Origin of the sequence: Hydrogenimonas urashimensis (assembly GCF_016593255.1) — a bacterium.
GTDB lineage: Bacteria > Campylobacterota > Campylobacteria > Campylobacterales > Hydrogenimonadaceae > Hydrogenimonas > Hydrogenimonas urashimensis.
This window is the reverse complement of the sequence record NZ_AP023212.1, coordinates 1,811,391-1,827,098: the sequence shown is the minus strand read 5'-3', so window position 1 is coordinate 1,827,098 and position 15,708 is coordinate 1,811,391. Positions and strand designations below refer to the sequence as shown.

General features: G+C 53.9%; 19 protein-coding genes. 7 read left to right on the top strand and 12 right to left on the bottom strand.

What is annotated here, in order from left to right; all coding sequences use genetic code 11:
• Positions 1–6 precede the first annotated feature (6 nt).
• The 6 genes from JMG82_RS09405 to JMG82_RS09380 form a co-directional block, all read right to left on the bottom strand.
• Positions 7–1,842, bottom strand: coding sequence for a primosomal protein N' (locus tag JMG82_RS09405; protein ID WP_201352490.1), 1,836 nt, complete (start codon positions 1,840–1,842; stop codon positions 7–9).
• A 20-nt stretch (positions 1,843–1,862) separates the two neighbouring features.
• A complete protein-coding gene (locus JMG82_RS09400; RefSeq protein WP_269089345.1) occupies positions 1,863–2,276 on the bottom strand; it encodes a prepilin-type N-terminal cleavage/methylation domain-containing protein in 414 nt (137 codons plus the stop codon).
• Positions 2,263–2,703, bottom strand: coding sequence for a type II secretion system protein (locus tag JMG82_RS09395; RefSeq protein WP_430408177.1), 441 nt, complete (start codon positions 2,701–2,703; stop codon positions 2,263–2,265). Before JMG82_RS09395 ends, JMG82_RS09400 begins: the two co-directional genes overlap by 14 nt.
• A gap of 119 nt (positions 2,704–2,822) precedes the next feature.
• Positions 2,823–3,278 (bottom strand): type II secretion system protein, encoded by a 456-nt coding sequence (locus tag JMG82_RS11790; RefSeq protein ID WP_269089343.1) that lies wholly within the window; start codon positions 3,276–3,278, stop codon positions 2,823–2,825.
• Positions 3,279–3,362: 84 nt separating this feature from the next.
• On the bottom strand, positions 3,363–3,578 hold the full coding sequence (locus JMG82_RS09385; protein WP_201352488.1) for a hypothetical protein: 216 nt from the start codon (positions 3,576–3,578) through the stop codon (positions 3,363–3,365).
• 8 nt (positions 3,579–3,586) lie between these two features.
• Positions 3,587–3,817: a hypothetical protein gene (locus JMG82_RS09380; protein WP_201352487.1), complete on the bottom strand. Its 231-nt coding sequence runs from the start codon at positions 3,815–3,817 to the stop codon at positions 3,587–3,589.
• A 71-nt stretch (positions 3,818–3,888) separates the two neighbouring features.
• Here JMG82_RS09380 and uvrB point away from each other — a divergent pair, with 71 nt between their 5' ends.
• From uvrB to JMG82_RS09360, 4 genes are all read left to right on the top strand, one after another.
• Complete coding sequence (gene uvrB / locus JMG82_RS09375) at positions 3,889–5,859, top strand: excinuclease ABC subunit UvrB (protein ID WP_201352486.1); 1,971 nt, start codon at positions 3,889–3,891, stop codon at positions 5,857–5,859.
• 172 nt (positions 5,860–6,031) lie between these two features.
• Positions 6,032–6,568, top strand: a complete 537-nt coding sequence (locus tag JMG82_RS09370; protein ID WP_201352485.1) for a gamma carbonic anhydrase family protein — start codon at positions 6,032–6,034, stop codon at positions 6,566–6,568.
• Positions 6,565–7,182: a trimeric intracellular cation channel family protein gene (locus JMG82_RS09365; RefSeq protein WP_201352484.1), complete on the top strand. Its 618-nt coding sequence runs from the start codon at positions 6,565–6,567 to the stop codon at positions 7,180–7,182. Before JMG82_RS09370 ends, JMG82_RS09365 begins: the two co-directional genes overlap by 4 nt.
• The gene (locus JMG82_RS09360; protein ID WP_201352483.1) at positions 7,179–8,363 is read left to right on the top strand and encodes a dicarboxylate/amino acid:cation symporter; all 1,185 of its coding nucleotides are present in this window, start codon (positions 7,179–7,181) and stop codon (positions 8,361–8,363) included. Before JMG82_RS09365 ends, JMG82_RS09360 begins: the two co-directional genes overlap by 4 nt.
• Before the next feature lie 66 nt (positions 8,364–8,429).
• Here the strand turns inward: JMG82_RS09360 and JMG82_RS09355 are convergent, their stop codons facing one another.
• From JMG82_RS09355 to JMG82_RS09335, 5 genes are read right to left on the bottom strand one after another with little or no spacing between them, the layout of a single operon-like run.
• Positions 8,430–9,221 (bottom strand): 3'-5' exonuclease, encoded by a 792-nt coding sequence (locus JMG82_RS09355; protein WP_236579128.1) that lies wholly within the window; start codon positions 9,219–9,221, stop codon positions 8,430–8,432.
• Positions 9,209–9,832: a phosphoribosylanthranilate isomerase gene (locus JMG82_RS09350; RefSeq protein WP_201352482.1), complete on the bottom strand. Its 624-nt coding sequence runs from the start codon at positions 9,830–9,832 to the stop codon at positions 9,209–9,211. Before JMG82_RS09350 ends, JMG82_RS09355 begins: the two co-directional genes overlap by 13 nt.
• 47 nt (positions 9,833–9,879) lie before the next feature.
• Entirely contained in the window at positions 9,880–10,521 is a 642-nt protein-coding gene (rpe, locus tag JMG82_RS09345; protein WP_201354381.1) for a ribulose-phosphate 3-epimerase, read from the bottom strand.
• 51 nt (positions 10,522–10,572) lie between these two features.
• Positions 10,573–11,970, bottom strand: coding sequence for a chemotaxis protein CheX (locus JMG82_RS09340; RefSeq protein WP_201352481.1), 1,398 nt, complete (start codon positions 11,968–11,970; stop codon positions 10,573–10,575).
• Positions 11,967–12,764, bottom strand: coding sequence for an HDOD domain-containing protein (locus JMG82_RS09335; protein ID WP_201352480.1), 798 nt, complete (start codon positions 12,762–12,764; stop codon positions 11,967–11,969). Before JMG82_RS09335 ends, JMG82_RS09340 begins: the two co-directional genes overlap by 4 nt.
• Before the next feature lie 178 nt (positions 12,765–12,942).
• Between JMG82_RS09335 and rpmB the strand changes: the two genes are divergently transcribed.
• The 3 genes from rpmB (at position 12,943) to JMG82_RS09320 (ending at position 14,688) form a co-directional block, all read left to right on the top strand.
• Positions 12,943–13,134, top strand: coding sequence for a 50S ribosomal protein L28 (rpmB, locus tag JMG82_RS09330; RefSeq protein WP_201352479.1), 192 nt, complete (start codon positions 12,943–12,945; stop codon positions 13,132–13,134).
• Positions 13,135–13,225: 91 nt separating this feature from the next.
• A complete protein-coding gene (argJ, locus tag JMG82_RS09325) occupies positions 13,226–14,413 on the top strand; it encodes a bifunctional glutamate N-acetyltransferase/amino-acid acetyltransferase ArgJ (RefSeq protein WP_201352478.1) in 1,188 nt (395 codons plus the stop codon).
• A gap of 47 nt (positions 14,414–14,460) precedes the next feature.
• On the top strand, positions 14,461–14,688 hold the full coding sequence (locus tag JMG82_RS09320) for an HP1242/YdcH family protein (RefSeq protein WP_201352477.1): 228 nt from the start codon (positions 14,461–14,463) through the stop codon (positions 14,686–14,688).
• Positions 14,689–14,757: 69 nt separating this feature from the next.
• Here the strand turns inward: JMG82_RS09320 and accA are convergent, their stop codons facing one another.
• The gene (gene accA, locus JMG82_RS09315; protein ID WP_201352476.1) at positions 14,758–15,708 is read right to left on the bottom strand and encodes an acetyl-CoA carboxylase carboxyl transferase subunit alpha; all 951 of its coding nucleotides are present in this window, start codon (positions 15,706–15,708) and stop codon (positions 14,758–14,760) included.

Below are 15,708 nucleotides of genomic sequence, written 5' to 3'. Positions count from 1 at the left end.
CGAAATCTATGCGAAATCGACCGGATCCATATCCACTTCGAAGCTGCCGTCCTCGACCGCCTTGACGACCCGCATCATATCCCGCCGGCTCGCGCTTCGCAGAAGGATATTGAATCGGAATTTGCCGGCAATCTTTTCGATGGGCGCTTTGCCGGCCCCGACCACTTCGACTTTGCCGAAACGCTCGATCGCCTCCTTGATCCGCTCCACGTTGGCGGCGCCTCTGGCTTCCTCTTTGTCCGAAAAAAGAAGCCGGCACAGATGCATTGTGGGCGGGTAGAGCCCTTCGCGCATCTGCGATTCCTCTTTGAGAAATTTCTCGTAATCTCCCAGATATTCCATGAAAAATTCCGGCTGGTTCGTCTGGACGATCACCTCCGCCTCCCGAGCGCGCCCCGCACGGCCGGATATCTGCACGAAAAGCGCCTGCGCCCTCTCCCTGGCCCGGTAGTCCGGCAGCGCCAGAATGTAGTCGAGCCCCAGTATGATCGCCAGAGTGATATCGGCATAGTCGTGCCCTTTGGCCAGCATCTGGGTCCCTACCAGCACATCGGTCTCTTTTTTTTCGAATCTATCAAGGGCTTTTTGCAGTTTGTTCGCCGTGGTGATCGTGTCTTTGTCGAACTGCTGTATGACAAGGTCAGAGAAACGCTCTCTCAGCTGCTCCACCACCTCCGCCGTTCCGATGCGGTCCGAACGGATAACCGACCCGCACGTAGGACACGCGGAGGGGATTCTTTCGGCGTAGCCGCAATAGTGGCACTGAACCACTTTGCGGTGCCGGTGAAGGCTCATGCCCACCGAACAGAACGGACACTCCACCGTATAGCCGCAGTTTTCGCAGTAGAGATATTTGAAATTGGCGCGGGTGGGAAGGAACACCAGTACCTGGCCGCCCTCTTTCGTATGGCGCGCCACCGCTTCGATCATCGTCGGCGTCAGGCGGCAGCCCCCCTTTTCGAAAACGAACCGCTTCTTCGTTTCGATGAAAGGTTTTTCGATCTTGACAACAGGCTGTCTGGCGTAGGTCGCCACGCTCGGCGTCGCGCTGCCGAGCACCACCTTGGCCCCCAGCTTTTTCCCCATAAAAAGCGCCAGGTCCCTGGCATGGTACCGCGGTCTGTTGTGTGCTTTGTAACTGTCATCATGCTCCTCGTCCACGACGATCAGGCCGATATCGTGAAGCGGTAGAAAGAGGGCCGAGCGCGGACCCGCGACGATGCGTACTTTTCCCTCGCGAATCGCTTCGAGTGTTTCGCTTCGGCGTTTTTTCGTCAGTCTCGAGTGCCAGATCGCCACGGTATCCGCGAAGTGTATTTTCAGCCGTTTTTCCATCTGCGGCGTCAGGCTGATTTCCGGCATCAGGAATATGGCGCTTTTGCCTTCGCTCAGCATCTGTGCGAAAAGCTTGATGTAAATTTCCGTTTTGCCGCTTCCGGTGGGAGCGAAAAGAAGGGCCGTCTCGTTTCTTTTCAATGCCTCGTAAGCCTCCTGCTGCGCTTTGGAGAGAGCGACATCGCAAACGCAGCCGCAAGGAGGCAGATTGGCCTGTCTATTCAAAAAAGGGCTGAAAAGGCCGATCGCTTCCGCAAAATGCGAGGTATAGTAGGAGGCTATGAAGCGAGCTGTCTCTATCTGGTAATCCCGATACAAAAAGGGAAGTTTCCGCAAAATTGGTTTGGTATCGAATTCGGGTTTTGCGACACTTTTTTGAACCAGAGCGGTGTATTTTTTGCCGCGCACTTCCACTTCCACAAGGGTGTGCACCGGCAGTCGTTCGGACGAATGGAATGTCAGGACAGGTGTCCGTCTGCCCACCAGGCAAACTTCGTAATAAAACATCGCCTTTTTTATGACAGGCTCTAATGCGTCAGAGTCGTGCAGCTTCCGCTGATACAGTCAAAACGTCCTGTCGTGGCGTTGTATTCGAAAGTGGCATTGGTATCGTAGTCAATATGATAGACATAGTGGCTTCCGCTTTTGCTCCAATGTCCCGGCGATGTATCGGAAGGCATGCCGTAATCCAGTATTTTTCCAAAAAGTGTCGTGCCGTCGTCGAGCGTTGAAAGGTAACTGTTGTTTCCTTCCATCATATTTTTTTGATGGGCCGTCGCAATGGCGCTTCGTATGGTCGAAACTTCCGCACGCCCCTTCGAAATGATCGCATCGGTCCGCGTTACCCAGAGTTTCGGCATGGCGATGGAAGCGAGTATACCGATAACCACGATGACGAAAATCAGTTCGATCATGGTAAAGGCACGTTTAGTATTTTGCAATTCTTCCCCTTATACGCAACGTAACATTCCTGTCGGCCAGCTGCCGCTGCACACCACGGCATACATAATCGTTCTCATCCGAATTCATTTCGAGTGAGAGGTTCTCCTCCGTCACGCTGTGAATGATCTTCAGAACGAGACATTCGGGAACCTCCCCTGCCCTGATCTTCAGACGAGTCGTATCCGCTGTATTTTCGACGGTGGCCTCACCATTGGCCACCATCTCCTGGGCGATGTTGGAATAGTGTGTCACGTTGCCGTCCAAGGTGGCACTGGCAACGGCATGCGAGGAGATTTCACCCAAAATGGCCGATACCCTTCCGCTGATGGAAGAGATCTGCGCATCCTCTCTCGTGGCATTGAGTTTCATTACAGCGACACTGGCAAGAATGCCGAGAATCACTATAACAAAAATCAATTCAATCATTGTAAAAGCGCGGGACATCGATTTTTTCTTCAATTTCATTTTATCAAATCTCATTCTGTCAACGGAGAGGAGTATTCCACTCCTCCCCTTTTAATATGATGGAAAAATTATAACGTCGATTAGTACTTGACACCCTGTCCTGCGACAGTTACGTTGACCTCTTTGACCATACTTTTGACACCGTCACAAATTCGGCTGTCTTCATCTTTTTGGGCAATAAGAATATCGGTTCCGTTGTATTCGAGTGTAATACATACCGCGCCGTTGTCTGTGTCGACAAACTGGATGACATCATGTCCGTTGTTGGATGTCGTATTGATTTCACCGGTAGCGGCCATTTCACTGATGACGTTGGAAGCCTTCTTGTAAGTCGCGAGCGTCCAGTTCGTATCGGTCCCGCCCTGGGATACCACGTAGGAAGCGATTTCGTTTTTCGCGGTCTGAATATTGCTTGCCATTTTCGAAATTTTCGCATCATCACGCGTTGCTGCGAGCTTCGGAATGGCGACTGCTGCCAGAATACCCAGAATCACGATCACGAAGATCAACTCAATCATTGTAAAACCACGTCGCATGGTTACTCCTTTATAAAGTAGTAATTGTCCTTTGTCGCTACAAAGGCTCAGGACTATTATCGACCAACCGGAGTAAAAGTTTACTTAACCTGGAAATTTTTTCAGAAGTTCTTTCAATTTCTGCTCGAGTTCGAGGTACTCGATCTGTTTGGAGAGGAATGCCTGCAGAAGAATTTTCATCTCGTTGTCCCTGCCCGGGTCAAAGAGCTCGAGCAGCTCTTTTTCCACAGCATCGGCGAAAGGTTCTTCCAATGTGATCGTATACCGTTTTCCACCGATGACAAGAGAGATTTTTTTCATAACGACCGCTATTCGCCGAGAATCGCCTCGATTTTTCCAATCACCTCTTCGATTTCGAGATCTTTCATCGTCAACTCTTCATTGAGTTTGTTGATCTGTACATCTTTCGCCTCGTTCTGCGCTTTGACGGAGACCAGTTCGTTTCGAAGCCTGCCGTTTTCCTCTTCCAGCGTTTTGAGTCGGGCCAGAACTTCGTCGATCTTTTTGGCGAGCTGTTCGATGACCGGGACGTTTTCCATCCGAAATCCTTCATGGTAATGTTTGCTGATATAATTATAGACTAATAAATTTAAAGATTAGAAGGCAATGCGTGCTTTTTGAACTCAAAAGCGATTTTCAACCCTCCGGCGATCAGCCGGAAGCGATCAGACTGTTGACAAACTCCATCGAAGCGGGCCACCGCTATCAGACACTGCTGGGCGTCACGGGCAGCGGCAAAACCTTCACGATGGCGCAGATCATCCAGAAGTTGCAGATGCCAACACTCATCATGACCCACAACAAGACGCTGGCCGCGCAGCTTTACAGCGAATTCAAGGGGTTTTTCCCAAACAACCATGTCGAATACTTCATCAGCTACTACGACTACTACCAGCCCGAAGCCTACATTCCACGGCAGGACCTTTTCATCGAAAAGGACAGCGCCATCAACGAGGAACTTGAACGCCTGCGCCTGAGCGCCACCGCGAGCCTGCTGACCTACGACGACGTCATCGTCGTCGCTTCCGTTTCCGCCAACTACGGCCTGGGCAACCCGATCGAATATAAAAAAATGGTGCAGAAACTGGAAGTGGGCGACGAAATAGACCAGCGGTCGCTGCTTTTGAAGCTGGTGGAGATGGGCTACAAGCGCAACGACAACTTCTTCGACCGGGGCGATTTCCGCCTAAGCGGCGACGTGGTCGACATCTACCCTGCCTACGCGGAGGAGGAGGCCCTGCGGGTGGAGTTTTTCGGCGATGAGATCGAGGCGCTCTATACCTTCGATCCGCTCACCAACCGCAAGATCACCGATCTTACGACCACCACGGTCTACGCCGCGAGCAACTTCATCGTCGGGGGCACCAAGCTCCAGGAGGCGATCAAGAGCATCGAAGAAGAGCTGGCCGAGAGACTGGCCTGGTTCAAAAAAGAGGGCAAACTGCTCGAATACCAGCGCCTCAAACAGCGCACCGAATTCGACCTGGAGATGCTGGAGACCACAGGCATGTGCAAGGGGATCGAAAACTACGCCCGGCACCTGACGGGCAAAAAACCCGGCGAAACCCCCTATTCCCTTCTTGACTATTTCGAGATGAAGGGCAGGCCCTACCTCATCATCGTCGACGAATCCCATGTGAGTCTGCCGCAGTTTCGAGGCATGTACGCAGGGGATCGGAGCCGCAAGGAGGTGCTGGTGGAGTACGGCTTTCGGCTTCCCAGCGCTCTGGACAACCGGCCCCTTCGTTTCGAGGAGTTCATCGACAAAGCGCCCCACTACCTCTTCGTCTCCGCCACGCCGGCCGATCTGGAGATCGAGCTTTCCGCCGTTGTCGCCGAACAGATCATCCGTCCCACGGGGCTGCTGGATCCTGAGGTGGAGGTAATCGACAGTGAGTACCAGGTCGAGCACCTCTTCGATGAAATCAAAAAGGTGGTCCAACGGGGCGAGCGGGTGCTGGTGACGGTTCTGACAAAGAAAATGGCCGAAGAGTTGACCACCTACTACAACGACCTGGGGTTGAGAGTCAAGTACATGCATTCTGATATCGACGCCATCGAACGCAACCAGATCATCCGAAGCCTGCGGATGGGAGAATTCGACGTGCTGGTGGGCATCAACCTGCTCAGGGAGGGCCTCGACCTTCCCGAAGTGAGCCTTGTGGCCATTCTCGATGCCGACAAGGAAGGGTTCCTGCGGAGCGAAACGGCACTGATTCAGACGATGGGACGCGCCGCACGGAACCTAAACGGCCGGGTTTTGATGTACGCCAAAACCATGACCGATTCGATGAAAAAAGCCATCGACATCACCCTTCATCGCCGTGAACGGCAGAAAAAGTGGAACGAAGAGCACGGCATCACCCCCAAGTCGGTCGGACGGCGGCTCGATGAAAACCTGAAACTCGAAGAGCACGGTATTTTGTACGAAAAAAGGGGCAAAATAGAGAGAATGCCGGCCAAAGAGCGGCAGAAAATCGTCAAGGAACTGACCAAAAAGATGCATGAAGCGGCCAAAAAGCTGGAGTTCGAAGAAGCGGCGAGGCTGCGGGACGAGATCGAGAAGATCAAAAAGCTCTGACACCTTTTTATTCTTCCCCGAAAAAGATCCCTATCATATAGATGGCGATATAAACCACAATGATGACCGGAATCCAGTTGACGGGGTCACTCCAGTCCGACCGGGCGACAAACTTGAACATATCCATACGCCATTGTAGTATAATCTTGGCAAAAAAGAGGAGAGAATCGCCATGCTGCTTCGTTACAAAGAGTGGTTTCCGAAATTGGGCAACAACACCTGGATCGCTCCTGACAGCACTGTTATCGGCAATGTGGAAATGGGCGAGGAGTGCTCCGTCTGGTTCGGGTGCGTCATACGCGGCGACGTGCACAAAATCCGTATCGGCGAGCGTACCAATATCCAGGATCTGACGATGATCCATGTCACCCACTACAAAAAACCCGACATGAGCGACGGCCATCCCACAATCATCGGCAACGACGTCACGGTGGGGCACCGGGTCATGCTGCACGGATGCACGATCGAAGATGGCTGCCTCATCGGCATGAACAGCACGATTCTCGACGGCGCCGTCATCGCAAAAGAGTCGATCGTCGGTGCGGGAGCGCTGGTGACGGGCGGCAAAACTTTTCCACCGCGCAGCCTCATCATCGGCTCTCCGGCCAAAGCGGTGAGGGAATTGACGGACAAGGAGGTCGAGGAACTCTACGCTTCGGCCCGCCGTTACGTCGCATTCAAAAACGACTATATCCACCATCTGGCATGACGCTCTTCGCCGCAGCCGACGCCATTGGACTGGCAACCTTCTCGATCAGCGGTCTGCTGATGGGGATGCGCAAGGGGCTTGACCTGCTCGGTATTCTCATCACCGCCTTTCTGACGGCTCTGGGCGGTGGTGTCATACGCGACGTCATAGTCGGACGCACGCCGCTGGTCTTCGAACAGAGCGCCACCCTCCTTTACGTGATCGCGGGTATACTCCTCGCACTGCTGCTCAGACTGCACGCAAAAGAGAGGCCGGAAAGATACGCCATTTTCATCCTCATGGACAGCATCGGCCTCGTCGCTTTCGCGCTGACGGGTGCGTTGGTCGGCATTGAGTCGGGCTTCAATCTGTTTGGCGTCATGCTCCTCTCCTTCGTCACGGCCGTCGGCGGAGGCATGCTTCGCGATATGATGCTCGGTGACATTCCCATTGTGCTGACAAGCGATTTCTACGGCACGATCGCCCTGCTCGTCGCATTTTTGATATACCTGTGCGAACGCATGGGGTGTCTTGGCAGCTGGACACTTTTCCTCGTGGGCGTCTCGGCGCTGATTCTTCGCCTGGTCGCCTACCGACGAAACTGGCATTTGCCCAAACTTGGAGAAAAACCATGAAAAGACTCCTTTCCACGGAAACACTCACGATACTCGCCATCCTCCTGGGCATTCTCGCGGGGACCGTTTTTCCCGACTTCATGCTGGGAGTCAAATGGATCGGCGATCTTTTCCTGATGCTTCTTAAGATGCTGATCATCCCGCTCGTCTTCGCTTCGGTTTTCGTCGCCATCGTCTCTCTTGGCAGTGGCGAAGCCCTGAAAAACCTTGGTCTCAAGGCCTTCGGCTACTACTTTCTGACCACGGCCCTCGCAGTGACGACGGGACTTGTCATCGTCAACCTGATCGAACCGGGAACCGCGCATCATCTGGCGGGGTCCGCCGCCATCACACCGCCAAAAGAGCATACCTTCGCGTCACTGCTGCTCTCTTTCGTTCCAAGCAACATCTTCACATCGCTGAGCCAGGGGAAGATCGTCCAGATACTCGTTTTCGTCATCTTTTTCGCCGTGGCGGTGCTCCATATCGAACCCACGAAACGCGAAACGCTGCAGCTTTTTTTCGAAGCGGTCAACGACGCGATGGGCACGATCGCAGCCTGGATCATCAAGCTGACGCCGCTGGGGGTTTTCTCGCTCATCGGCTACGTCGTCGCGAAAGAGGGGCTGCAGACCCTTTGGGATCTGAAAGATTACGTTCTGGCCGTCACGCTCGCGCTTGCCATCCATGCCGTTTTCATTCTTCCCCTCCTCGCCGCATGGATCGGGCGGTTCAATCCGCTTGAGTACTTCACGAAAGTGCGGGAAGCGGTGCTGATCGCGTTTTCGACGGCATCGAGTTCCGCCACGCTCCCTGTTTCGATCGAAGTGGCGGGCGAAAAGGGAGGAGTGCGGCGGGAGAGCGCCGGTTTCATCCTGCCGCTGGGCGCCACGGTCAATATGGACGGCACCGCCCTCTACGAAGCGATCGCCGTCATGTTCATCGCCAACAGCTACGGTGTCGACCTGGGCTTTTCACAGCAGATCGTCATATTCCTCACCGCCACCTTCGCGTCGGTCGGAGCCGCCGGCATCCCCGGTGCGGGCCTGGTCATGATGACGATGATCCTCTCGACCGTCGGCCTGCCGCTGGAGGCCATCGGCCTCATCGCCGCCGTCGACAGGATTCTTGATATGTTCCGCACCTCGATCAATGTCTGGGGGGATCTGTTGGCGGCGAAAATTCTCAACCGCTTCGTTTAAACGCAATCACAGAGGGGTTTGGCTGGAAACGTCTGTGCCGGCTGCACGCGTGCGGCGAGCCGCTTGCTAACCGCTGCGTGCCAAAAGTTTCGCTTTTTTGACCGGCATCTTCGTAAAGTCGATCAGCTCTTCGGTCGTCACGATCGTTTCCGGCACGTTTTTCAGACCGATTTCAAGGACTTTCGTCGCCGTAATCGCGTCGGCGAAGGCGCGGTGGTGAACGAGGGTATTGATGTCCAGAGCGATATTCAAATGCCCCAGGCCGTAACGCTCCGCTTCGATGGTGCGCCGGGCCAGTTCGATGGTGCAGAGCCTTCGGTTGCCCAGCACACCGAGCCCGAAGCGTTCGAACGAATGGGAGATGAAGTTGTAATCGAAAGAGACGTTATGGGCAACGAAAAGGGCGTCGCCGAGGAAGGTTTTGAAACGCGGGAGCATCTTTTCCAGGGGCGGCGCCCCTTCGAGGTCTTCGGGGTTGATACCGGTGATTTCGCTGATCTGGTAAGGAAGATAACTGCATGCGGCGAAAGATTCGAACCGGTCGATGATCTCGCCGTTTCGCCATTTGATCGCCCCGATTTCGATGATCTGGGAACGGTTGGGGACACTTCCGTTGGTTTCGATATCCACCACACAAAACGTCTCTTCCCGCCAGGGGCAGAAACAGGTTTTGAGTATAACCTCCTCCCCTTCGATATCGATGGGAAGCCCCGAAGCGATGACCAGTTCCATCAATGTATCGACACTCTCAAAGAGCGAATCCCGGGTCTTGAGAATGAGTTTTCGGAACTCTTCGAGCTCCATCTTTCCGCCCCGTTTTTTGATGACGGAGACGATATTGTCGATCAGTGGGCGCACGCATCGCCTTTCGCCCGGCGGATAAAGGTCTCGACTTTCGTACGGTCTTTTTTCCCCTTGGCAAACTCCACACCGCTGCTGACATCCACACCGTAAAATCCGTACGAGAGTGTTTCTGTTACGTTTTCGGGCGTCAAGCCGCCGGCGAGAATAATTTTCGAGCAGTCGACACCCTTGAACCACTCCAGGTTGAGCCGCTTGCCCGCACCGCCGTAGCTTTCGCAATAGGCATCCACCAGACGGTAACGTCCTGCGAAATTCATCACATCTTCCGGTGCTTTGGCCCGCACCACCGGCAACGCTTTGGTATGCAGGGCGTGCAGGTAGCTCTCGTCCACCTCGAAATGGATCTGCGCCAGGCTCATGCCGCTCTCGGCACAGGCAAGGTCCACCTCCATCGGGGTTTTGTCGACAAAAAGCCCCACCCTTTCCACAAAGGGGGGAAGCTGAGCCACGATGGCCTTCGCCTCCTCAACGCTCACATAACGGGGAGATTTTTCGTAAAAGACGAAACCCAGGGCATCCGCTCCGGCTCCGATGGCGACCATCGCATCCTCCAACGAAGTGATGCCGCAAATCTTGACACGGGGGATAGGACGGGAATCGGCCATCTATGACTCTCCTCCGACGACCGGCGCCCCACGGCCCACGACCAAATTCATACCTTCAGACTCTCGATGGCACGACGGATATTTTCGTGCTTGAAGACATAGCTGCCCGCTACGACCACGTCCACACCTGCTGCCTTGAGGTCGTGAACGTTTCTGTCATTGACACCGCCGTCGACTTCAATCAGGCATTTGGGATTGCGTCTTTCGATCAGCTCTTTCATCCGTTGTGCCTTCTGCAGAACATTCGGAATGAACTTCTGCCCGCCGAAACCGGGATTGACACTCATCAAAAGCACCATATCGAGATCTTCGAGCAGATACTCCACGCTTTCGGGACGCGAATGGGGATTGAGTACGATCGCGGGACGGATGCCCAGACCGCGGATCTTCTGAATCAGTCGATGGGGATGCTTCTCCTCTTCGATATGGAACGAAATGAACTCGGGCATCTGCGGCGCGAAAAGATCGACGAAGAAAGTGTTGTTCTCCACCATCAAGTGCACATCCAGCGGCTTCGTTGCCGCTTCGGCCACCGCCTCAACCACCACGGGCCCGATGGTGAGATTGGGGACGAAATGGCCGTCCATCACGTCGACATGGACGAAATCGCATCCGCCGTCGCAAATTGCTTTCACATCTCTCGCCAGATGGCCGAAATCGGCCGAAAGGATACTCGGCGCCACCAACATACTCATCCCTTCATTCTCCTTTGCGTTCACTCTTTCTTATTTGCCAAACCGCTACGGGCTCAAATAGAAAGTGAAAGGGTACTCTTCAAAACTGAAATTTACCTGTACGCCCTGTACCCCTTCGAGGGTCCTTTCCAGATCGTCGATGGAAGTGTAGCTGCGGGGCAGGGTGATATCGATATTGACACCCTGCTCCTGCAGCTGCGTCTTCGATTTCCCCGCCACGATATTCACCAGTTCGCTTAAAGCATCCGCCAGCACGACGGTGTCGTCACTCTCCTCCCCAACCAGCAGGGCGCACGATTTCCGGACCAGTTCGCGGGGCATCACAAGCGTTATCATACCCTCGATGTCTCCGAAAAAGGCGATGGAGCTGGCCATCAGCTCCTTTCCTTTGTGCTTGAACGGCTGAATGTTCATATCCTCCTTCAAAGCCATCATGCCGGTCATCATCTGCAGAGTGTCCATCGTCGCGGAGACCAGCACCGGCAGGCGTGCGACCATGGGCTTGGTGAGTTTGTGCCTCTCCTTTTTGACCGCTGCCCCGCCGCCGCTCATCGACTGCACCACCTCGTCGGTAAAGAAGTCGGTCTCGTTCTCGAAAAACATGATACCGGCATCTTCGAGTTCCTCCACGAATCTCTTGGGCGTCTTTTCCATATCGAGGCCGACGATGGCGATCAGCGCCCCGTACTCCGCACCCGCCGTCGAAAGCCGGGAGAAGAAGTTGGCGGCATGGATGTTGAGAGAACTGACTCGGGTGGCATCGAACATGAAGAGTTGGAAACCGACTTTCAGGCAGTTTTGATGGTAGATCACATCGAACTGCTCCGTCACCGAGCCGTCCAGAAAACCTTTTAGATAGTAGATGACGCAGTTGCCCCGGGTTTTTGCGGCGATGCGGTTGGACATCAGTCCCAGGTAGGTCCGCTCCACGATTGCCACAAACTTCTCTTTGTCTTCGGCCCGCACCGTGAAATCGTCGAGTGTCTGGACCACGACCGGATTGTACCCCTTGTCGAAAACTTCGATCGCCTGCATGCTTCGCTGGGTGGGATCCTCGTTGTAAATCAAAACACTCTCGTCTCCCTCCTGTGCCTCGTTTACTCCGGCAAAAAGCATGGCGACATCGAGGGTTTTGAAAAGGGAAAAACCGATATCGCCCTCGAAAAATTTGAAGAATGCCTCGTACTGTTTTCTCGTGTAGTCGCAAAAACCGATCGTGACTTTCAGCTCTTTTTGTATCTTCTCAAGAGCATCGAGTACGATGGAGATGCCGTTTTTGTTGAAAAAGACCACCTTTTTCAGCGAAACAAGCACCATCGAAACATTGGATACCCTGACCGCCTGCATATCCTGCATCGTTATCAACTGCGACGCATTGTTGCCATCGAGAAATCCCTGGGGCGAAAAATAGGCGATCTTCTGTTTTTTGATGGTCGGTCTCATTCGATCCCCGCAATCTCCTGGAACTCTTCGAGCACCGGTTCAGAAAATTCGGGATTGAAACTGATGAACGCATTGGCTCCGGCATCCATCATCGCAGGCCGACTCAACTCAAAGAAGAGAAGCAGATGAAGCATACGTGCCAGCTTGCAAAACCGAATTTGAGGTGCACACTCCTCTCTTCCGAAAGCCAGAGCGACCAATTCCGTCACATCTTTGTCCACCTCCCACTTCTTGGCGATGGTCGCCACGAGGCGGTCGAACGTAAGCCGGCTTACCCGCTCCAGAATCGTATCGAGATCGTAGTCTCCCGATTCCCTCAGAAGCGCTACGTCGGAGGCGTGGTCCGCGAATATCGCATCGGCGACAACGAGTCCCGCACTCATAATGGCCGCGGCACTCAGGTACTTCTCCTTGGCTCCCTCGTGCCTGACAATCCGCTCCCATTGGCGCATCAAGTCCGTCTGAAACTGTCTGAACCCTTGGTTGTCGATCGTGAAGAAGGCCCACTCTTTCGGTGCGATCAGTGTAACCATATAGGCATACAGAAGCTGTTTGGCACGTTCGACACCCAAAGCCGAGAAGATCTGCGAAGCATCCTTCAGCTCGTTGCGGAATCCGTAGGCGGCACTGTTGACCACCTGTTTGAGATACTGAATCAATGCGGGATCGGCTTCTGCCGCTTTCGCCGCTTTCGCGAGTTCACCCTCTTCCAGGGCGTCGATCGTCTTTTTGAGCGATTCGGGAAGGGGCGGAATTTGTCGAATATACTCTGCGATTTGCTTGGGTGTCACCATCGTACGGATAGACCTTCGGTTTTTGGTACAATTTTATCGTAAAAGTTTTGAAACTTCCCGCACGTTTGGGGAAAAGCGCCTTGAGATTCTGAATTGTTTCTTAATTTAAGCAAAATCTTTGGTTTGTTTCAATAGAATTAGCCAACTTTTTATTCCTAAATTTTCAAAGGTAGAAATTATGGCACGAAAATGCGCAATCACAGGAAAAGGTCCAATGACCGGCAACAACGTCAGTCACGCCCACAACAAGACGAAACGGCGTTTTCTTCCCAACCTCCGTACGGTCCGCATCACGCTCGAAGACGGCACCCGTAAAAAAATCCGTGTTGCGGCTTCGACGCTACGCACCATGAAAAAACGGGGCGCCTGAGCCCCCCTTGCCAAAGGTATTCCTTTGGCCCCTTGCACCCACACTTTTTTCCTCCATCCCCTAACACTTCGATCTCTTCCAGGAGAAAGCCATGTATACAGTCATTTCCGTTGAAGGCGGCGTCTGCGCCCCGGATGGTTTTTTCGCAGACGGCATCGCCTGCGGTCTCAAACCCGACGACCAGAAAGATCTCGCTTTTATCTATTCGGATACCCTGTGCGATATACGGGCCGTTTTCACCACGAACCGTTTTCAGGCGGCCCCCATCCTCCATTTCAAAAAAGAGGGGATCGAGCAGACAAACTTCGTTCTGATCAATGCCAAAAACGCCAATGCCATGACAGGCTCCGCCGGCGTCGAAGATGTCGAACTCGTACTCGAACATGCCAAAGCCCTCCTAAAGAAACCGATCCATCCCGTCATGAGTTCCACGGGTGTCATCGGCGTCCCTCTCCCGAAAGAGAAGATCATGCGGGGGCTCGAAAGGTTCGATCTCTCCCGCAAAGACCCGATGGCTGCGGCCCGGGCCATCATGACGACCGACAGCTATGAAAAGAGTGTGGCATTCGAAGTGCGACTGGAAAACGGCGATTCTTTCCGTATCGGAGCCATGGCCAAAGGCGCGGGGATGATCAATCCCGCCATGGCGACGATGCTCTGTTTCATCACCACCGATGCCGCTCTTCCTGCAGACGAAATGCCCGCCCTGCTAAGAGCGTCGGTCGCCACGACCTTCAATGCCATCAGCGTCGACGGCGACACATCCACCAACGACACCGTCATGCTTCTTTCCAACGGGAAATCCGGTGTCTACGATCGGGAAGCTTTCCTGTTCGCTCTTGAAAAAGCGATGCACGAACTCGCTTTGAAAATCGTTTCCGACGGGGAAGGCGCCACCAAGTGCGTCGCATTCAAAATTACCGGTGCCGCCAACCGCGAAGAGGCGGCTGTGGCGGCGAAGGCCCTGACCAATTCCCTCCTGGTCAAAACAGCACTCTTCGGCGAAGACCCCAATTGGGGACGTATCGCGTCCACCATCGGAGCGAGCGGCGTAAAATGCGCCCCCGAGAAACTGACCATAACGTTCGGAAACGTCACGGTCTACGAGAGGGGGGCGATTCTTTTCGACAGCGAAACAGAAGAAAAAGCGGCCCGCATCATGCGAAAAAAGGCCTTTGCCATCCATTGCGACCTCGGTATGGGACCGGGCGCTTTCACTGCCTACGGATGCGACCTCGGACATGAATATGTCAAAATCAATGCGGATTACAGGACATAATAAGTAAGAATTGAATATAATCAGAAAAATTTCCACAGGAGACAAAAATGCTTCATGAATATCGCGATATCATCAGCAAGCTGAAAGTCGAAAACGCACATTTCGCCAAAATTTTCGAGCGCCACAACGAGCTCGACGATACAGTTACGGAAGTGGAAGAGGGACGCCAGCACATGGACGACCTTGAGCTCGAAAAACTGAAAAAAGAGAAACTCCGACTCAAAGACGAAGCCTATCGCATGATTCTCGAATACAAAAAAGAGCACGGACTCTAAAAGAGCTTTTCAACCAGAAGGCCGGTCCCGGCGAAATGTCGGGGCCGGCTTTTTTTATGCCCTTTTCTCCTACTCCTTTTTCTGGGGTTCGGCAAAAGCGCCATACCCCATCATCTTCTCGTACCTTTTTTTCAGACGCTCGTCGCGGTCGAGACCTTTGAGCTCCGCAAGCTGTGCGAGGAAATAGTCCCCCACCGCTTTGGCGGCGCCCTCTTTGTCCCGATGGGCACCGATCAGCGGCTCGTCGATTATCTGGTCGATCAGATCCATTTTCAGAAGTTCGTCGGGGGTGATCTTCAACGCCTTGGTCGCCTGCTCCACTTTCGCCGGGTCGTTCCAGAGAATCGCGGCACACCCCTCCGGCGATATGACACTGAAGATGGAGTAGCGCATCATCGCCAATCTGTCGGCGACGCCGATGGCCAGCGCTCCTCCGCTGCCCCCTTCGCCGATGACCACCGATACGGTAATCGTATCAAGTCGGCTCAGTTCCAGTAGATTGCGGGCGATCGCTTCGCTCTGCCCGCGCTCTTCCGCGCCGAGGCCGGGATAGGCCCCCGGCGTATCGATCAGCATCAGAATCGGGATGTCGAATTTTTCGGCGAGTTTTGCAGCCCTCAGCGCCTTGCGGTATCCCTCCGGATGGGGCATGCCGAAATTGCGTTTGAGCTTGTTTTTCGTTCCCCGGCCCTTCTGTTCGCCGATGACAAGACACTTCTCTTCGCCGATATATCCCAGGTAGCAGATAATGGCCGGATCGTCGCGGTACGTCCTGTCGCCATGGATTTCGATGGCGTCATGCATCAAAGTGCGGACATAGTCGAGCGCGTAGGGGCGGTCGGGATGCCGTGCGAGCTGAAGTTTTTGATAATCCGAGAGGTTTTTGTAGACTTTCGTCAGCTCTTTTTCGAGATCTTTTTCCAGTATAACAACCGCTTCCGTATCGCCTCGTACCTTCGCCGCGGCGATTTCATCCTCAATCTCCTTGAGTTTCTCCTCAAACGGAAGATAGGTTGCCAC